We start from the raw sequence: 18,824 nt of genomic DNA on the forward strand, positions 1-18,824 counted from the left end.
TCCCCATACACCTCCACCACCTCCAGAAAACTCCACGAAGCCGCCGAACGCGCCCTCGATCATTACCTCTGCCCCGGCGCCCACATCATGGGCAGCGTCAACGAACCCGCCCCGATGTACCTCGCCAACCCGGCCTACAACACCGAATCCCTGCTCGCCAACGCCAGCGAATCCCTGGGCTCGGCCAGCGAAATGCTCAACAACTTCGCCGCCACCCTCGACCCCACCCACCGCAAGACCGCCCTGGGCATCGCGCAGATCCTCATGCTGGGTGAACTGGCCGTGAATCAGGCCTTGGATCACGTCGAACTGAAGGGCTGATCCAGCACATCCCCAATAAAAAAACGCGACCCAGCAATGGGTCGCGTTTTTCACATTCAAACCGGAGTCACCATGGATCCCCTGATCTCCACAATCGTTTCAGACTTCGAAAGCGAAGAGCAGGCCGCCAGCTACGACCGCTGGTTGATTGCCAAAATACAGGCTTCAATCGATGACCCACGACCCAGCATTCCGAATGAACAGGTGATGGCTGAAATGTCGGCCCTGATGGAGGACAAACGAAGAAAGCATGAGGCTAGGTAAGTGCTTTGCGTTGCAGACGGCAAGAAGGCTCGAGCCGCTATAAATCGCATGTTTCATCTCAATTAGCTGAGTACTGAGATACAAAAAAACCGTACCTCCATGGGAAGCACGGTTTTGGGTGTTGAGACGAGGACGGGATCTTAACTGGGGTCGCGTCGAGGGTATTCCTGACGCGCATGCAAGATGCTCACAATCTCAATTCGGTCCGCCACTTGATAAACGACGAGATAGTTCGGGCTTACCACAATCTCCCGAGTGCCGGGAGAGCGACCTTTGCGATATAGGTGTGGATGCCAAGGAAGCGCAGATGTAGTTTTTACGACTGACTTGTGAAGTGCTGTCGCCGCTACAAAATTTCGCTCGCCAATGTACTTCAGTATTTTCGAGAGTTCGACCCGAGCCTTGGGTCGCCACTTAATCTGCATCAGCGCTTTTGCGCATTGATTCCATCAAGGCGTTTATTTCCGCCATCACTTGCTCATGGGGAATACTCGGACGCGGATCATCGAGAGAGGCCTGTACTTCGGCCCGAAACCAACGGTCATAACTCGCAGCCTGCTCCTCAGGACCAAGATCCGAAACAACCGGGCACAGTGGGTCGATCAAAGACGGGTCAATCATGGAACCTCCGGGTTGGGTGCCTGGAAGTCTATTCGGTAACGGTATCGCTGTCGTCGCTGTCTGGATGAATTGCATGTAGGCCAAGCTCCATGGGGATCAAGTTGTCCCGGCAAATCCTAGAGCCTGCACTTCCGACGGCCAACCGCCAGAATTCGTCAGAAAACTCCTCGAATTTCTGAAAACGTTCCGTTTTCCGTAGGACGCCACTCAAGCGTCAGCGCAAAAAAACCGCGACCCTCAACAGGTCGCGGTTTTCCAACACCCAACCCTTACTGCTGCAAAACCGTCGCCTGGTTAGCCGACCCAAACTGCTGAATGGTCGCGGTCTGCGTCATCCCGCTCTGATCCACATTGGCAATGTTCCCGGTCCCGCCCTGGGTCACGTACGCCACGTTCATGGTGTCAGCCTGTTTGACGGTGATCATGTTGTCGCTGCCATACAGCTGCGCGGTGTAGGCCTGGTTGCCGGTGCCGGATTGATCGAATTCGGCGCTGTTGCCCGAGCCGTTCGACGAGCCCTGAACCAGGTTGGTGGTGCCGCGTTGGTCGGCGATGAGGATGTTGTCGCTGCCGTTTTGATCGAAGTACAGCTCGTTGTAGGAATCAGCCTGGCTGACCGTGGTTTTGTTGCCAGTGCCGGTCTGATTGGTGGTCATGATCTGGCCGATGCCGTCCTGGGTGAAGCTGGCGATGTTGCCGTTGCCGGTCTGATTGACCGTGGCGCGCTGGTTGCTGCCGAACTGGCCGCCATGTTGCGGGCCTTTCCAGTTGCTGGCGTAGACCTTGTTGTCGTTACCCACCGAGGTGGCGTTGAGGGTGTGGCTGTCGCCGTTCTGGTAGGTGAAGTGCACGTTGCCGTTGCCGACCTGGTACAGCGCCAGCGTCGAGTTGACCGATTCGAACTGGTCGGCATAGATGGCGTTGGTGTTGCCGACCTGGGTGACGGCGGCGGTGTTGTTTTCGCCGAAGCTTTGGTCGACCACGGTTTCGTTGCTGTCGCCGTACTGGTTGACGGTGGCCTGGCTGGCCAGTTGCGAGTCTTGCCAGATTTCGGTGCCGTTGAGGTTGCCGAACTGGTTGATGGTGATGTTGCCGCCGGTGCCGTTGCGCTGGTCGCCGTAGGCGTAGTTGCCTTCGCCGGCCTGGTTGATGCCGATCTGGCCGCCGTTGTGCAGCACTTGTTCGGCGGTGCCGTAGTTGGCGGTGCCGTACTGGGTGATCACCGAGCTGTTGCCGGTGCCTTCGTAAAGTTGCTCGATGTTGGCTTCGTTGCTGTCGCCGAACTGGAAGGTCTTGCCTTCGCTGCCGTTCTGCGAGTCCTGGTAGACGAACGAGAAATTGCCGGTGCCTTGCTGTTGTTGCAGGGCCTGGTTGCCGGCGCCGAAGCCGAGAGACTGGCTGGCGTGGGCGGTGTTGAAGGCACCGGTCTGTTGTTGGGTGATGGTGCTGTTGTCTTCGAACAACTGTTCGGCGTAACCGGCGTTGTAGTCGCCGACCGCGTCCTGGGTAATGACGCTGGTGGCGGTGTCCTGCACGGCGGCGGCGTTGTTACCCTGGCCCAGTTGGGTCTGGGTCGCGGTGCTGAACGGGGCCTGGGTCTGCTTCACATCAGCGATGTTGGCCGTACCGAACTGGCTCTGGGTGGAAAGGCTGTCGTCGGCCATGGCCTGGGCACTGATCATGACCAGGATGGCGGCGGTGAGGGGCGTCAGTTTGAACATGATGAACTCTCCGATGATTGCAGTGCTTAGCGATATTGCTTGACCGAAACGCTCATGCCGTTGCCCGACTGGGTCACGGCGCTTTGCAGCCCCGTGCCGGCCTGCTCGATGCTGGCGTCGTTGTTGTTGCCGTTTTGCGAAATCTGCGCGCGGTTGTGGCTGCCGGTTTGTGTGATGGACGCGGCGTTGCCGGAGCCGTTTTGCGTGATCAGGGCCATCAGGTCGCTGCCTTGTTGCAGGATGTACGCCTCCTGATTGCTGCCCGACTGCACGATCTTGCCCAGCAGCGACTGACCGTTCTGCGAGAGCAGGGCGAGGTTGACCTGGCCGTTCTGGTCGATCAGGGCTTGCTGGCCCACGGGGGGCGGCAGTTCGCCGAGATCGGCGCTGTTGGGCGCCAGGTCATCGTTTTCCATCAGGTCGTCGGCGCGCACGCCCGCACTGACGCACAGGGCGAGCAGGCAAAGCAGGGCGGCGGTCGGCGTGTTCATGGCAAATTTCCTGTGGGGCGTTAACCGTTGAGCGTTGCCCCGCCGGCCCGAAAGCAGGCGGGGCGTTGACTCACAGCGTGTTCACCGAGACGGTGCGAACGGTGCCCTGGGACGAGCGGATGGTGGCGGTCGGGTTGGCTGATGGCACGACCAGCGTGTTGTTCAGCGTCAGCCGCCAGCGTCCGGTCACCGGTACCGTGGTGGTGCCCAGCGTTACCAGCCCGGTCGGGGTGGTGACCTGCACGGTGATGGTGTTGCCGGTGGTCACCGACGAGGTGCCGGCGAAGTCCCAGTTGAAGCGGCCGCCGGAACGGGCCTGCACGGTCGAGGTGGTGACCGTGAAGGTTTCCGCCGCTGGCCGTGGCGACACTTGCACCGTGACGGTCGCCGGCGTCGACTGGGCGTTGAAGCTGTCCCGGGCGATGTAGGTGAAGGTCGTGGTGAAGGCCGTGGTCACGGTGGCCGGTGGGGTGTAGGTGATCACCGTGCCGTCGGTGCTGACCGTGCCACGTCCTGCCGGCGGTTGGGTCAGGCTGGCGACGCCCAGCGGCGTGTTGCCTTCCGGATCGGTGTCGTTGGCCAGGACGTTGATCGGGATCGCGACACCCAGCGTGGCGACGCTGTCAGCGACGGCGGTCGGTGGCCGGTTAGGCGCGACGGTCACCGTCACGGTCGCCGGGTTGGCCGAGGCCAGGCCTTTGTTGTCCTGGGCCTTGTAGGTGAAGGTGGTGGTCAGCGGAGTATTGACCACGGCTGGCGGGGTGTAGACCACCGAGGTGGTGCCGCTCAGCGCGACGGTGCCCTGGCCGGCGGCCGGTTGAGTCAACGCGGTGATCGTCAGCGGCACGTTGTTGTCCGGGTCGCTGTCGTTGGTCAACAGGCTGAGGGTGATCGGCACGCCGAAGCTGGTGCTGCCGGTGTCGGCGTTGGCCAGTGGCGCCTGGTTCTCACCGGTGTCCGGTGCTGCACCGACCACCACGACTGGCTCGGTATCGCTGCCGCCGGCGGCGGACTTGACCGTGACGGTGGCCGGAGGCTGGGTCAGGTCGGCCACGGTGATTTTTTGCAGCGTGCCGGTTTTCGACAGGCGTCCGTAGCCCTGGGCAACCATGTCCGGCACCGCGACTTCATCGGTCGAAGTGGCTTCGATCAGCAGGCTGTGGTTGGCCCAGCTGTAGCGGGCGGTCTGGATTTTCACCACGTCGGTGAGCTTGGCCGAGACGGCAGTCGGCCGGGTGGTGCCGGCCGGGTTGGTGGCGGTCACGACCACCACCGACGGCAGGGTGCCGGTGCCCAGGCGCTGGCCGAAGAACAGCCCGTTGTTGTCACCCAGCAGACTGGTCTGGCACGGCGTCGGCGGCGGGCCGGGCAGCAGCGCCACGGTTTCGCGGAAGCACAGGGTCGAGCTGCTGTCAGCCTTGGCGAACACCTCGGCGCGCACACCGGCCGAGGTCCGGCGATAGGTGGCGCGGTCGATGGCGACTTGGGTTTGCTGACGATTGTCGAGGACCTTGCCGGCGACGGTGAACAGGTTGGTCTGAATCGAGCCGGCGCCCGACGGACCATCGATCCGCAGGAAGTTGGTGTTGAACGGGCTGCCGGTGACCGCTTCGGTGAGATTCGGGTCGCCGACGAAGGTTTCGACGCCGCCGGTGTCCGGGTTCACTTCGGTATACGGCCCGTTGATGCTGCGCAGGAATGGGCCGATGGCGCCGTTGAGCGCTCCGCTGAAGTTGCCCGGCGCGCCGATGCCGATGTCTCTGGTGATGTTGATCGCCCGCCGGCCCGGTGTGGTGACGTTGACGGTTTCAACGCCGTACGGGTGGGTGATGGTGTAGGTGCCGGCCACCGGGACGTTCACCCGGATGCGGATCCGCGCGAAGCTTTGCTGATCGCCATCGACCGGATTTTCCGAGGCGAACGCCGCTTCGATGCCTGCGACGTAGGCGTCCACACCGAAACCTGCACCGTTGTTGGGAATCGCGGTTTCAGCCAGGAACCAGAAAGCTTCCGGTGGCCAGTTGTCGGGGAACACCATCGGCAGGCTGTCATCGAACACGCCCGGTTCCGGCAGCAGGGTGCACATGTACGCCGGCGGGGTGCTGGCCGGCACCCGGGAACTGGCGGCGCGCGACTGGCAAAGCTCCATCGACAGTTGATTGTTGTCCTGGTACCACATCGGGAATTTCCCGGTGGCGAAGGTGTAGGGGCCGGGATCGACGGCGGCCAGTTGCGCGAACGCACTGCCGGTCAGCGAGATTGTCAGCCCGAGCGCGTTGAGCGCGAAGCGTGGCCACTTGTTCATGATGCCTCCTGATGCGGATCTGGGCATGTGAGCGTTCATTGCACGATGACCACTTCTTCGGTATCGCTGCCGCCGTTGGACGACGTCACCCGAACCTTGGCCGGTGGAATCGGCGTGATCCCGGTGGCCAGGGTTTTCACCGCGCCATCACCGCCCAGCGCACCGATGGTGGCGCCGGTGCCGGAGGTGGCGGTGAGCACCGGTGGCGAGGTTTCGTCACTGGTCGAGGCCACCACGGTCAATTGCCCGGAAGTAAGGCTGTACTCGGCGCGCTGGATCACCACCAGGTCGGTCAGGTTCATGGGCAGGGTGGTCGGCGAACTGGTGGCGATCGCCAGGTGGTTGTCGGCGGTCACTTGCAACACGGCCGGCAAGGTCGGGTTGACCGCCGATTGCGCGTACCAGCTGCCGGTGCTGTCGGCTTCTGTCATGTTCACCACGGGCGTGCTGCTGGTGATGGCGGCGGTGCCCGGCGCGGGCGGGGCTTTGACGAACACGTCTTGTTGGGCCACTGGTGCGCTTTCACCGGGCTTGCGCGAGTAGGTGCTGCGCTCGGTGATCAGAGGCGTTGGCCGCACCACTGTCGACAACTTGCCGGACACGGCGAAAGTCGTGCTGCGCAGGTCGATGCCACCGGGGCCTTCGATGCGTACGAAGTTGGTGTTGAACGGGCTGCCGGTTACGGCCTCATTGAGGTTCGGATCGCCCACGAACTGCTCGGCCGCACCGGTCAAAGGATTGGTCTCGGTGTAGGGCCCGTTGACGCTGCGCAGGAACGGACCGATGTCGCCCTTGAGCGCGCCGTCATAGGTTTGCGGAGTGCCGATGCCGATGTCGCGGGTCATGTTGATCGCGCGGCGACCGGGGGTGTCGACAGTGAACACATCGACGCCGTACGGGTGGGTGATGACGTAGGTGCCGGCGGTGGGCACATCGACTCGGATGCGGATCCGCGCGAAGCTGATCTGGTCGCCCTCCACCGGATCGCCGGCGGCAAAGGCAGCCTCGACGGCGCTGACGTAAGTCAGATTGATGCCGCGTGCCGCATCGACGATGGAGGTATCGCCAGTGAACCAGAAGGCTTCATCGGGGAAGTTGGTGGGGAATACGAGCGGTTGCGTGTCATCGAACACGCCGGGGGTCGGCAGCAGCGAGCACATGTAAGACGGGGCGCCCGGGGTGCTCGGCACGCGGGAGCTGAGTGCTTTGGACAGGCACAGATCCAGGGTGCGACCGTGGGTGTCCTGATACCAGCTGGCGAAACCGCCATTGGCCGGTGTGTAGGGACCCGGATCGACGGCGAACAGAGCGGCCTGGGCAATGCCCTGGGCCAAGGCGCTCACGACCAGGACGGTCGCGGTTTTGGACAGTAAAGGGTGCATGAGTTAATCCCTCTATCGAAGTACCTGCCCCGTGGGGTTGGGTCAGTTGCTGAGGGCTTTACAACTTCCATACCAACGACCGGCCAACCGGCGGCAAAGGCCCGTGGCGCAAGGGTTCGAGGCTCGTCGTGGGGGAAAAGGACGCACGCCCGGATAGGGCGACTGTCCCCAGGATTGGGGATTGTGGGGGCATGAACGCCTGGCGGTTTTCGCCTGACCGGGAAATCGGCTGAGTGTGGGGCCGTTCACCCCCCGCATCCGGGCAAACACCCAACCGTGGGCTATAACCCTATAGGGACGTTTCGGGAAGTCGCCGCCATGAACATGCAGTCAAAAACGCTACCGGTCGAGGAGGGCAGCCAGCGGCTGAACTCGCGCAAGCAGCCGTTCAACCTGTTGCGCTGGTTTTCATTGATCAGCATGGCGGTGATCGGCACCGTGGCCGTGGCGCTCGGGGCGGTGTCGACACGGTTCGTGATCGAAGAAAGCGTGCAGCGCGATGCCCTGCTGACCGCGCAGTTCATTCAGGCGATTGCGTCGGCGGAAGTGCGCCACGTCTCGATTCCCAATATCCGCACCATGGGGGAGTTGCTCGACCCTCGTCAGGACAACGATTTTCCCGATGTCGACCCGCAGGCCCGATCCAGCGCCAGAGGCGAGTTTCTTGATCACATCGAGCATTTGCCGGACGTGATCCTCGCCAACGTTTATGCGCCGGATCGTACCGTGATCTGGTCGACCAATCCCGCGCTGGTCAACACCCGGATTCATGCCGACGAAGACCTCGACCGGGCGTTCGATCAAAGGATCCCGGTGTCGGCGAGTTACCACAACGTAGACAAGGGCCGTGAAGAACAAAAGTTCGTAGTACCGCCGGAATACATCTTCATCGAAAACTACATCCCGCTGTTCGACGCCGAGGGCAAGAACGTCACCGCGATGGTCGAGATTTATAAAGAGCCAAAGGACCTGATCGCCCGCATGGAGCGCGGCCTGACGCTGATCTGGCTGGCCACCGCGCTGGGCGGCGGGCTGATTTACCTGGGGCTGTACTGGATCGTGCGGCGGGCGGCGATTCTGCTGGCGGCCCAGCAAAAACAATTGATCGCCAACGAAACCTTTGTCGCGCTGGGCGAGATGTCCTCGGCGGTAGCCCACAGTCTGCGCAATCCGCTGGCGACCATTCGCTCGAGCGCCGAGCTGGCGCTGGAGTTCGACGCCGGGCCGGCACAGAAGAACATCAAGGACATCATCGGCCAGGTCGACCGCATGTCGAAGTGGGTGCGAGAACTGCTGCAATCGTTGCGACCGCTCAATGACGACCCGGAACCGGTGAACCTGGTGGCGGCGCTGCACGACAGCCTGATGGCGTTCGAGCAGCAGATCGCCAGGGCCGGCGTGCAGGTGGTGTTTCAACCTCAGCAGACGCCGATGGTGCTGAGCCAGCCGGTGCAGCTCACGCAAATCCTCAACAGCCTGCTGGCCAATGCACTGGAGGCGATGGACAAGGGCGGCACGCTGACCATCACCCTCGAACCGAGCGACAGCCGTGGCGTGAGCGTCATGCTCAGCGACACCGGCAAAGGCATGAACGAGGAACAGCGCAGCATGGCGTTCCGGCCATTCTTCACCACCAAGCAGGGCGGCCTCGGCGTGGGCCTGGTGCTGGTCAAACGGATCATGGAACGCTTCGGCGGCGGCGTGAGCCTGGACAGCCGCGAAGGCGAGGGCACCACCGTTCGTCTGGCGTTTCAGCTCATTCAGTAAATTGGGGTGAACTTTCCCCCAGCAGTGGGTGTCAGGCCCCGGTCACCGGGGAGTGGGGAATGCAACAGCGCGTCCAAGTACCTGTTACAACTGGAAATGATTTTTTGGCGAGGTAATTGCAAAACACCATCACCCCTTCCTTAGATGAGGCGGCTGGTGATGGACAGAGCAACGCATGACCCCAAAAAACTCTTCCTGTTGACGCCACTGAGCGTCTTTCTGATGTTGACCCTCGGCCAGATGACCGGGGTTCGAGCGAGCCCGATCGACGACGAGAATCAGCCGGAAGCGTCCGACCCGTCGGCGTATTACGACGAGCCCGCAGACCGCGCCGGTGCCCTCAACGCCATCCTGACGATGCCCGAGGCCAACCAGGACTCCTTCGATCTGCCCGACGGGGTCAAAGGCACGCGGGACACGACGCGCACGGAAAACATCCTGCCGCCCACCGTCCAGACCAGTTTCAATTACCCCACCAACGGCAAGCCGAGCCCGCTGTACGGTGCCCAGCCGTTCACTCAGCAACTGGTGCTGTTCGAAGAGTTCGGCCCGGAAAAACTCGACCCGACCACACCGGCCGCGCCGTTGAGCTTCCCGCCAGCGGCCATCGGCCCGGCGCCGGCGCAAGACCCGAACAACATCGCCCGCAGCGCGCCTCCCGGCACGGCGCTGGATGCGTTTTTGCGTCAACCGGGGCTCACGCCATTTCCGAGCCAGTACGCCAACGTGGTTGACCGCAACCCGTGGCAGGCGCAGATCGAACTGTTCCTCAATCGTCACATCGGTTCCTCCGCCGAAGGCCGGCCACCGGGAAAAGGCTGGGCTCATCAGCGCTGGAACGAGTTCTACCCGCAAGTCGCCTACAAGACCGTGCAGACCGGTGCGCGTCTGAACGGCGGCCTGCGTGACAGTCGGCAGATGCACGGTTATGCGGTGGGCGAGTTCGGCCCCGGCGGTCTGTACCACAACGTCGCGGGCGTGCCGGCGACGGATGGCACAGCCAAGGGTGTCGACCCACGGTTCCACCCGGCGATGCCGGTGCAGGACCACAACTCGGTGTGGACTTTCGACGGCACGCTGCCGCCGAAACTGTTGATGGTGCGCTACGGCCAACCGGTGCTGATGCGGCACTACAACGGTTTGCCGATTGATCCTTCCGCCAACCGCGGTTTCGGTCTGCACACCATCACCACCCATGAGCACAACGGCCACGCGCCAGCGGAAAGCGACGGTTATGCCAACGCGTTCTTCTTCCCCGGCCAGTTTTACGACTATCGCTGGCCGATCCAGCTCGCCGGTTACGACAGCATCAACACCAAGGCTGAAGATCCACGCGCCGCATTCCCCTGCGCACCGGGGGAAACCCTGTGGGTCAACGACCTGCAGCCTGCGAAAAAGACCTGCGATCACGGCACCATCAAGATTCGTGGCGACTGGCGCGAAACCATGAGCACCCACTGGTTCCACGACCACATGCTCGATTTCACCGCGCAGAACGTCTACAAGGGCAACGCGGCGATGATGAACTACTACAGCGCCCTGGACCGTGGCAACGAATCGGTGAACGACGGCGTCAACCTGCGTTTCCCCAGCGGTAGCGCCTTGCCGTGGGGCAACCGCGACTACGACGTCAACCTGGTGTTCGCCGACAAGGCCTGGGATCAGCAAGGCCAGTTGTGGTTCAACCCGTTCAACACCGATGGCTTCATCGGCGATCAGGTGCTGGTCAACTGGCAGTGGAAACCGACCCTCGACGTGCGGGCGCGCAGTTATCGCTTCCGCCTCCTCAACGGTTCGGTGTCGCGCTACTTCAAGCTCGCGCTGGTGCGTGAAGTCAAAGGCACCGGCGGCGAATTCCAGGGGCCGAGAAACTCCGGTGTGTCCTACAGCCGGGTGCCGTTCCACATGATCGCCAACGACGGCAACATCATGGAACACAGCGTGCCGTTCGACGGCTCGATGGACCTGGATGCCGACGGCGACAAACAGAACCACAACGCGATTCTGCCGACCCAAGGCATCGCCGAGCGGTTCGACATCATCGTCAACTTCGCGAAAAACGGCATCAAGCCGGGCGACAAGCTGTTCTTCGTCAACCTGCAAGCCCAGGACGATGGCAAGGGCCCGAAAGAAGTGATCCCGCTGGCCGACGTGCTTTCGGAGAAATACCTGGCGGTCATCAAGCAAACCAGCAAGGGCCCGCAATGGGACCGGGGCGACCCGGTGGTAGGCAAGGTCCTGCAACTCAACGTCAAGGCTTATACCGGCCAGGATCTGTCGATGAACCCGGCCGCTTATGAGCCAGCCAAACCGGGCAAGGCCGAAGGCATGGTGATGATTCCGCTGAAGATCCACCGTGACAACGCTGCCGACAAGGCGCTGCTGGCCAAGGCCTTGCACCGGACCTTCATCTTCGGCCGCTCCGACGGCACCGATGAAGCGCCGTGGACGATCAAGACCGATGGCGGTTTCGGCTTCCATATGGACCCGCGCCGGTTGAATGCCTCGACCAAACTGGCCAGCGGCCCGACCGACGCCGGAGTCAGCGGCATCGGCACCCTGGAAGTGTGGAACATCAAGGCCGGTGGCACGGGCTGGAGCCATCCGGTACACGTGCACTTCGAGGAGGGGATCATCCTCAGCCGTGGCGGCAAGGCCCCGCCTGAGTGGGAAAAATGGGCGCGCAAGGACGTCTATCGCATCGGCTCCGAAGCCGACGGGCTGGACAGCGTCGAAATGGCGATCAACTTTCGCGAGTTCGCCGGGACTTACATGGAGCACTGTCACAACACCCAGCATGAGGACAACTCGATGCTGCTGCGTTGGGACCTGGAAAAACCCGGGCAACTGCAGTTGATGCCGACACCGCTACCGAGCTGGGATGGTGTGCGCTACGTCAACTCCGCCGCGCTGCCAACCTTCCGCACCGGCGACGGCTTCGGCCCGCAAGTGACCGTGAAACCATGAAAAGGGAGGGAGCCGACATGACCCAGCCAACGCCGCGCTCCCGCGCCCTGGGCATGCACCTGATTCTGGTGCTGGTCACCTGCCTGCTCGGCAGCCAGGTGCTCATCGCCCATCAGGCACAGCCCGACGGCGCCAGTGAATCCGCCACCCCGTGGGGTGGCGACTATTTCCCCAACATCCTGCTGACCGACCAGGACGGTCGGCAGGTGCGGTTTTTCGATGACCTGATCAAAGACAAGGTGGTGGTGATCAACTTCATCTTCACCTCGTGCAGCGACTCCTGCCCGCTGGAAACCGCGCGCCTGCGCCAGGTGCAGAAACTGCTGGGGGACCGGGTCGGGAAAGACATCTTTTTCTACTCGATCACCATCGATCCGCTGAGCGACACCCCCGAAGTGCTCAAGGCCTATGCGCAACGCTTCAAGGTCGGCCCTGGCTGGAAATTCCTCACCGGCGAGTTCGAAGACGTCACCGAGCTGCGCAAGAAGCTCGGGCTGTTCATCGAAGGCGTCGACAACGGCCGGACCAAGGATCACAACCTGAGCCTGATCGTCGGTAACCAGAGCACCGGGCGCTGGATGAAAGCCTCGCCGTTCGAGAACCCGTGGATCCTCGCCGACCAGCTCGCCAACACCTTGCAGAACTGGAAACAGGCCAGCAACGAAGAAAGCTACGCCGACGCCCCGCAGATTCGTCCGCCGAGCAATGGCGAAGAACTGTTCCGCACCCGCTGCGCTTCGTGCCACAGCCTCGGCCCGCAGGACGGCGAAGGCATCGGCATGCGCAACATCGGCCCGGACCTGATCGGCGTGACCCGTCAGCGTGACGCGGTCTGGCTCAATCGCTGGATCCGCGAACCGGATCGGGTGCTGGCGGAGAAAGACCCGATTGCACTGCAACTGTTCGAGCAATACGAGCGTATCCCGATGCCCAATCTGCGCCTGGACGAGGCCTCGGCGCAGTCGATCATCGACTTTCTGAGTGCCGAAACCGAGCGTCAGCATCCGTCCGTGCAGCCCTTGGCCGACGGGGCATTGACGCCAGTAAAACCGGCTTCTGCCAGCGAAACGGTGAGTCGTATGCAGTAGCGGCTAAATAGCATCATTGAACCGTGTGTCACGGTCATTGCCACCTACACTCATTCGAGAGGGCGGCTGTAACCGGCTCGATACCAGAACGCCAGGGCATCCCCATGCAACGACTGGAAGAACAGAAAACATCGGCACCGAACCTCGCGCTGGCGGCCATCAAGAGCTGGGGCGGGCAGTTCAATCTGCTGCGCTGGTTTTCGCTGGCGAGTTTTTTCATCATCGCGGCCGTGGCGCTGGGGCTGGGCTACATCTCCACGCGTTTCGTGGTCACCGAAAGCGTGGAGCGTGACGCGCTGCTCACCGCGCAATTCGTGCAGGCCATCGGCGATGCGGAAATGCGCCACGCCAACATCACGCCGCAGCGGACCATGGGCGAGATGCTCGACTCGCGCCAGGACGGGAACTACCCCGACGTCGATCCGCTGTCCCATGCAATGGCCCGTGCCGAGTTTCTCGATCATGTCGAACACTTGCCGGACGTTCTGCTGGCCACGGTGTACGCCCTGGACCGCACGGTCATCTGGTCGACCAACCCCGAACTGATCAACGTCAAGTTTGAAGACGACGACGAGCTGGATGAGTCGTTCGAGATGAAAGTCCCGGTGTCTTCCAGTTATCACAAGATCGACGATGAAAAACCCGAGCAGCGGCTATCCCGCGAACCCAAATACCTGTTCATCGAAAATTACATCCCGATGTTCAACGCCGACAAAAGCAAAGTCATCGCCATGGTCGAGATCTACAAGGAACCGGCGGATCTGGTGGACCGCATCGACCGTGGATTCGCCTCGATCTGGGCAGCGACCATCCTCGGCGGTGCGGTGATTTACCTCGGGTTGTTCTGGATCGTGCGGCGCGCCTCGAGCCTGTTGCAGAGTCAGCAACAGCAACTGATCAGCAACGAGACCTTTGTCGCTTTGGGCGAGATGTCTTCGGCGGTGGCCCACAGCCTGCGCAACCCGCTGGCGACCATTCGTTCCAGTGCCGAGCTGGCCCAGGAAATCGCCAGCCCGGGGGCACAGCGCAACATCGGCGACATCATCAGCCAGGTTGACCGCATGTCGCGCTGGGTGCGCGAGCTGCTGGTGTCGTTGCGCCCGATGAGTGATGACGGCGAGGCGGTGGACCTGCTGGCGGCGGTCGAGGACACCTTGGGAGCATTTGACGCGCTGATCCGGCGCAATGGCGTCGAAGTGCGATTCACTCCACAAAGTTGCCCGCCGGTCGTCAGTCAAAAGGTGCTGCTCACGCAAATACTCAATAGCCTGTTTGCCAACGCCCTGGAAGCGATGCCCAGAGGCGGCGTACTCAGTGTCGAGATTGAAACGGCGCAGTCCGGTCAGGTGCGCATGACCCTGAGCGACACCGGCAAAGGCATGAGCGCGCAGCAGCAACAACAGGTGTTCAAACCGTTTTTCACCACCAAACAGGGCGGCCTCGGGGTCGGCCTGGCGCTGGTCAAAAGAATCATGGAGCGGTTTCAGGGTTCGGTCGTGCTGACCAGCCGCGAGCAGGAAGGAACCCGCGTCAGTCTCAACTTTAGAGTGGCATCGGGAGGGGAATATGGAACACAGCATTCTGCTGGTCGAGGATGACGAACTGTTGGCCGAAAATATTCAGACCTACCTGGAGCGCAAAGACTTCGAGGTGACGGTCTGCCACTCGGCCGAGGACGCGCTGGGGCAGCTGGAAAGCTTCATGCCGGACATCGTCCTGACCGACAACTCGCTGCCGGGCATGAGCGGTCACGATCTGATCCAGAAGCTGCGCATCAGCGCGCCGGACCTGAAAGTGATCATGATGACCGGTTACGGCAACGTCGAAGACGCGGTGGTCGCGATGAAGGAGGGCGCCTTTCATTACGTCACCAAACCGGTTGCGCTGCCGGAACTCAAACTGCTGCTGGACAAGGCCCTGGCCACCGAACGGATGGAGCGCACGCTGTCGTTCTACCAGGAGCGCGAGGCGCAGAAATCCGGCGTACAGGCGCTGATCGGCGAATCGGCGCCGATGCTGCATTTGAAGAACACCATCGGTCAGTTGCTCGAAGCCGAGCGGCGCATGACCAACGGCGATCTGCCGCCGGTGCTGGTGGAGGGCGAAACCGGTACCGGCAAGGAACTGGTGGCCCGTGCGCTGCATTTCGACGGCGCGCGCAGCAAAGGCCCGTTCATTGAATTCAACTGCGCGTCGATTCCGGCCAATCTGGTGGAATCGGAATTGTTCGGCCACGAGAAAGGCGCGTTCACCGATGCCAAGGATCGCCGGGTCGGGCTGGTGGAAGCCGCTGATGGCGGCACGCTGTTTCTCGATGAAATCGGTGAAATGGATCTGGTGCTCCAGGCCAAGCTGCTGAAGCTGCTGGAGGATCGCACCATTCGCCGGGTCGGCTCGGTGAAGGAGCGCAAGGTCAACCTGCGGGTGATCAGCGCCACCAATTGCAACCTTGAGCAGATGGTCCAGCAGGGCAAGTTCCGCCGTGATCTGTTTTTCCGGCTGCGGATCATCTCGATCAAGGTCCCGCGTCTGTACGCCCGGGGCGAAGACATCCTGCTTCTGGCCCGGCACTTCCTCGCCAGCCACGGCAAGCGCTATGGCAAACCGAACCTGCATTTCAGCGATCAGGCCGAAGAACTGCTGCTCAGTTACACCTGGCCGGGCAACGTGCGCGAGCTGCGCAACATGCTTGAACAGACCGTGCTGCTGGCGCCGAACGACACCATCGCCGCGCATCAACTGAACGTGTGCATGAGCCTGTGCGATGAGTTGCCGCCGCAACATCAGCACGAGGTGCAGCACCCGCACTTTGAACCTCGCCCGGCGAGCAACACCGAATCGATGAACCTGCCGGAAGTCGAGCGCGACATGGTGCGCAAGATGCTCGACAAGACCGACTGGAACGTCACCAAATCGGCGCGCCTGCTGGGCCTGAGCCGCGACATGCTGCGCTACCGCATCGAAAAGCTCGGCCTGGCGCGCCCGGACAAGCGTCAGTGGTAAACGGCGGTGCTGCTTGGATTCGGCGGGCTCAGGCATTCGAGCACGCACGTCGGGTCCAGCACTTCGTCGTTGACGTAAATGCCGCGCTCGGCATCGTAGGTGCGGATAAACACCCGCACCGTCGCATCGGCTACGGTCGGCAGCTGCGAGTCATGGAACACGTGGCGATCCGGGATGACGATGAAGTCCTGCGGCGGCGTGTCATCGAACGGCCGAGGCGGCTGGGCCGACAGCGACGGTGGAGCAGGGTGGGCAAAGGGCTGGTCCGCCCCGTAGTAGTTGAAATTGCTGTCCAGCGCCTGCGCCTGGGCGGCGGCGAGCAGACAGGCGGACAACAGCAGTCGATTGAACATTCCCATGGCAGCACCTGTGGAAGCGGATTTCCCCAAGGCTATTAACTATAGCTGCCCGCGTTGCAGGCGTTGGTGCAGGCGTTGTCGGCTTACAAGTTCGCAACAACCTGTTGCGCGAGGCTGAACTAGACTCGGGCCGCTCAATTGTGAGCATCCCCCGGAGTGCGCCATGGAAGTGCCAAACAATAAAAATGCCGTCGAGAGCAATCGTCAGGCGTGGAATGATTCCGCCCGTCATCATCAGGACTCGCCCGATTGGCAGGCCTTGCTGACCGAGGTTGCGCAGGCGGATTTTTCCTGCCTCGACGACACCCTGCGCGGTTTGCTCGAGCAGGTCGGTGTCGATGGCAAAGACGTCGTGCAACCGGGTTGCAACAACGGCCGCGAAAGCCTGTCACTGTTCGCCCTCGGCGCACGGAGCGTGGTCGGCATCGATCAATCGAGCGCGTTTCTCGAACAGGCCCGCGAACTGAACAAGCGTTCGCCGCACAAGGCCGAGTTCATCGAAGCCGATATTCATCATTTGCCCGAATCGCTGCGCGCCCGTTTCGACGTCGCGCTGATCACCATCGGCGTCTTTGGCTGGATGCCCGACATCGGCGAATTCTTCCGCCACGTCGCCTCGACCCTGAAACCGGGCGGACAACTGGTGATCTACGAAACCCACCCGTTCCTGGAAATGGTCGACCCCGAGGCCGAAGACCCGTTTCGCCTTGCCAGCTCGTATTTCCGTAAAGAACCGTTCGTGCTTGAAAAACCGATCGTCTACGTCGGCAAGGTCGAACAGCCGGCGGCGAAGTCCTACTGGTTCGTGCACACCCTCGGCGCGATCTTCACCGCCGCCCTCGAGGCCGGCCTGAACATCTCGCACTTCAAGGAATACCCGCACTCGAACCGGGAAGAAGTGTATGACCAGTACCAGAACCGCGAGGCGCAGATGCCGATGTGTTTTACGTGGGTGGGGGTGAAGCGCTGAGTAACGCAGGTTTCAGGACGTGGAGTGATTCAGCACATGTCCCGGTTGCGCGCACAGATCGATGCCAAGGGCATGAATGACTTTAAGTACCGTGTCGAAGCGAGGCTTGGCTCCCGGTGCGAAGGCCTTGTACAGACTTTCGCGCCCCATGCCCGAATCCTTCGCGATCTGAGTCATGCCCCGCGCCTTGACGACATAACCGATTGCACGAAGAAACTCTTCGTTGTCACCGTCGGCCAACACTTGGGATAGGTATTCACTGATGGCTTCATCACTGTCCAGCAGTGCTGCCATATCAAAAGCTGTCAAAGTCTGGCTCATGGTTAAACCTCCTTTGCCATTTTTTTTGCACGTCTGATGTCCGCGCTTTGTGAGGATTTGTCGCCGCCGGCCAGCAAAACGATAACTACACCGTTACGCATCGTGAAGTAGACCCGATACCCGGCGCCGACATCAACGCGCATTTCCGACACACCATCACCTACGGGTTTAATGTCGCCTAGATTACCTGCTGATGCACGATCTATGCGACGGGCAATAGCAACCTTGGCACGGAGATCTCGAATAGAGGCATGCCAGGTCACGAAGACGGATGTTTGTAGCACGAAATAGTTCATGGTTCGACTGTATCCATTTGGATACGGTCGAGCAGTCAGCCGGTTCTGTTATCGGCCTTGGATGTGTCGTCTGCAGGTGTAGGCAAGTAGCCTCAGATTATGTAGGAGCTAGCGTCTCCGATAGCTCCCACAGTGCTGCTTTGGACCTTCAAGCCTGCGCAGCCGCCGTCACCACCGGCCGTCCCGGTTTGCGCAGTGGGTCCAGGCGTGAGCCTTCGTAGCGGGTTTCGCGGAAGAACCGCCATTTGCCGAACAGGCAATAGACGTGGGTGACGCGGCCCTGTTCGTGGTAGCCCATGCGGATGTGCAGTTTCAGCGCGGGGATGTTGTGGGTCTCGCAGACGTCCACCACCTTGTTGCAACCCTGGGCGGCCATGGCTTCCCAGAGGGCGACCTGCACGTCCACCGACAGGCTGCTACCGAAGTAGGCGCGAATCATTTCACCGCCGAACTCGAAGAACTCGCCGGGTTTGACCGGGAAGGTGCAGCCGTAATAGTGGCGGTCGTGGTAGTCACGAGTGCTGCCCCAGATAAATCCGACCGCATGGCCGTCGGCATCCAGGTACATGTGCCCGGTGTGGCCCTCGTCGGCCAGTTCGGCCATGGTCTGCACCCGGTCACCGAAGTGTTTGGCGAACGCGCCGGCATTCTGTGCGGTGATGTCGACCTTGCGCAGGCCGTCGTAGGGGCGCAGCTTGTGCGGCGGTACCGGGCTGACCAGGTCGCGCTCCATCCACAACAGCTCCCAATGGAAGAACACGTAGCGTTTCCACAACGTGCCGAAAGTACGGCCCAGGCCTTTTTGCTTGATACGTTCGCGCAGCTTTTCAATGACGCTCATGATGCCCTCCGAGGCCGGAGCCCGGGTGTTGTGGATGACGCTTTTGTGGGTATAGATCACCCCTGCAAATTCATGTCAAAGCGCCAGCTTTGAATGTATTGCAAGTT

18 protein-coding genes are annotated in these 18,824 nt (G+C 61.7%); 8 read left to right on the top strand and 10 right to left on the bottom strand.

Features of this window, described 5'->3' with window-relative positions:
* Together AC07Y2_RS26210 and relB (AC07Y2_RS26215) are read left to right on the top strand one after the other, a co-directional pair.
* Positions 1–321, top strand: a 321-nt coding sequence (locus AC07Y2_RS26210; RefSeq protein WP_103387227.1) for a DUF6124 family protein, incomplete at its 5' end; no start/stop codon positions are given.
* A 72-nt stretch (positions 322–393) separates the two neighbouring features.
* A complete protein-coding gene (gene relB / locus AC07Y2_RS26215) occupies positions 394–585 on the top strand; it encodes a type II toxin-antitoxin system RelB family antitoxin (RefSeq protein ID WP_085667849.1) in 192 nt (63 codons plus the stop codon).
* Positions 586–725: 140 nt separating this feature from the next.
* Here relB (AC07Y2_RS26215) and AC07Y2_RS26220 read toward each other — a convergent pair whose 3' ends face one another.
* From AC07Y2_RS26220 to AC07Y2_RS26245, 6 genes are all read right to left on the bottom strand, one after another.
* Entirely contained in the window at positions 726–1,010 is a 285-nt protein-coding gene (locus tag AC07Y2_RS26220; RefSeq protein ID WP_080770598.1) for a type II toxin-antitoxin system RelE/ParE family toxin, read from the bottom strand.
* The gene (relB, locus tag AC07Y2_RS26225; RefSeq protein WP_103387228.1) at positions 1,000–1,206 is read right to left on the bottom strand and encodes a type II toxin-antitoxin system RelB family antitoxin; all 207 of its coding nucleotides are present in this window, start codon (positions 1,204–1,206) and stop codon (positions 1,000–1,002) included. The genes AC07Y2_RS26220 and relB (AC07Y2_RS26225) overlap by 11 nt, the downstream gene beginning before the upstream one ends.
* Before the next feature lie 269 nt (positions 1,207–1,475).
* Positions 1,476–2,927 carry a curlin gene (locus tag AC07Y2_RS26230; protein WP_103387229.1) on the bottom strand — a complete coding sequence of 484 codons (1,452 nt, stop codon included), beginning with the start codon at positions 2,925–2,927 and terminating at the stop codon, positions 1,476–1,478.
* A 26-nt stretch (positions 2,928–2,953) separates the two neighbouring features.
* The gene (locus AC07Y2_RS26235; RefSeq protein ID WP_007956150.1) at positions 2,954–3,418 is read right to left on the bottom strand and encodes a curlin; all 465 of its coding nucleotides are present in this window, start codon (positions 3,416–3,418) and stop codon (positions 2,954–2,956) included.
* Positions 3,419–3,488: 70 nt separating this feature from the next.
* Positions 3,489–5,723, bottom strand: coding sequence for an Ig-like domain-containing protein (locus tag AC07Y2_RS26240; protein WP_103387230.1), 2,235 nt, complete (start codon positions 5,721–5,723; stop codon positions 3,489–3,491).
* A 35-nt stretch (positions 5,724–5,758) separates the two neighbouring features.
* On the bottom strand, positions 5,759–7,105 hold the full coding sequence (locus AC07Y2_RS26245; protein ID WP_103387231.1) for a hypothetical protein: 1,347 nt from the start codon (positions 7,103–7,105) through the stop codon (positions 5,759–5,761).
* A gap of 318 nt (positions 7,106–7,423) precedes the next feature.
* Between AC07Y2_RS26245 and AC07Y2_RS26250 the strand changes: the two genes are divergently transcribed.
* From AC07Y2_RS26250 to AC07Y2_RS26270, 5 genes are all read left to right on the top strand, one after another.
* Positions 7,424–8,872 carry a sensor histidine kinase gene (locus tag AC07Y2_RS26250; protein ID WP_103387232.1) on the top strand — a complete coding sequence of 483 codons (1,449 nt, stop codon included), beginning with the start codon at positions 7,424–7,426 and terminating at the stop codon, positions 8,870–8,872.
* A 159-nt stretch (positions 8,873–9,031) separates the two neighbouring features.
* Positions 9,032–11,839: a multicopper oxidase domain-containing protein gene (locus AC07Y2_RS26255; protein WP_103387233.1), complete on the top strand. Its 2,808-nt coding sequence runs from the start codon at positions 9,032–9,034 to the stop codon at positions 11,837–11,839.
* Positions 11,840–11,856: 17 nt separating this feature from the next.
* Positions 11,857–12,927, top strand: coding sequence for an SCO family protein (locus AC07Y2_RS26260; RefSeq protein WP_239065542.1), 1,071 nt, complete (start codon positions 11,857–11,859; stop codon positions 12,925–12,927).
* A 104-nt stretch (positions 12,928–13,031) separates the two neighbouring features.
* Positions 13,032–14,525, top strand: coding sequence for a sensor histidine kinase (locus AC07Y2_RS26265; protein WP_103387235.1), 1,494 nt, complete (start codon positions 13,032–13,034; stop codon positions 14,523–14,525).
* Entirely contained in the window at positions 14,494–15,930 is a 1,437-nt protein-coding gene (locus tag AC07Y2_RS26270; protein ID WP_064378923.1) for a sigma-54-dependent transcriptional regulator, read from the top strand. Before AC07Y2_RS26265 ends, AC07Y2_RS26270 begins: the two co-directional genes overlap by 32 nt.
* Here the strand turns inward: AC07Y2_RS26270 and AC07Y2_RS26275 are convergent.
* Positions 15,921–16,289, bottom strand: a complete 369-nt coding sequence (locus tag AC07Y2_RS26275) for a hypothetical protein (RefSeq protein WP_103387236.1) — start codon at positions 16,287–16,289, stop codon at positions 15,921–15,923. The genes AC07Y2_RS26270 and AC07Y2_RS26275 overlap by 10 nt on opposite strands.
* A 163-nt stretch (positions 16,290–16,452) precedes the next feature.
* On the opposite strand from AC07Y2_RS26275, the gene AC07Y2_RS26280 reads away from it, so the two are divergent.
* Positions 16,453–17,259, top strand: coding sequence for a class I SAM-dependent methyltransferase (locus tag AC07Y2_RS26280; protein ID WP_103387237.1), 807 nt, complete (start codon positions 16,453–16,455; stop codon positions 17,257–17,259).
* Positions 17,260–17,271: 12 nt separating this feature from the next.
* Here the strand turns inward: AC07Y2_RS26280 and AC07Y2_RS26285 are convergent, their stop codons facing one another.
* The 3 genes from AC07Y2_RS26285 to AC07Y2_RS26295 form a co-directional block, all read right to left on the bottom strand.
* Positions 17,272–17,580: an addiction module antidote protein gene (locus tag AC07Y2_RS26285; protein ID WP_085748448.1), complete on the bottom strand. Its 309-nt coding sequence runs from the start codon at positions 17,578–17,580 to the stop codon at positions 17,272–17,274.
* 2 nt (positions 17,581–17,582) lie between these two features.
* Entirely contained in the window at positions 17,583–17,876 is a 294-nt protein-coding gene (locus tag AC07Y2_RS26290; protein WP_103387238.1) for a type II toxin-antitoxin system RelE/ParE family toxin, read from the bottom strand.
* Positions 17,877–18,024: 148 nt separating this feature from the next.
* Positions 18,025–18,717, bottom strand: a complete 693-nt coding sequence (locus tag AC07Y2_RS26295; protein ID WP_085648957.1) for a GNAT family N-acetyltransferase — start codon at positions 18,715–18,717, stop codon at positions 18,025–18,027.
* Positions 18,718–18,824 lie beyond the last annotated feature (107 nt).

The organism is Pseudomonas sp. GW456-12-1-14-TSB6, from assembly GCF_059424205.1.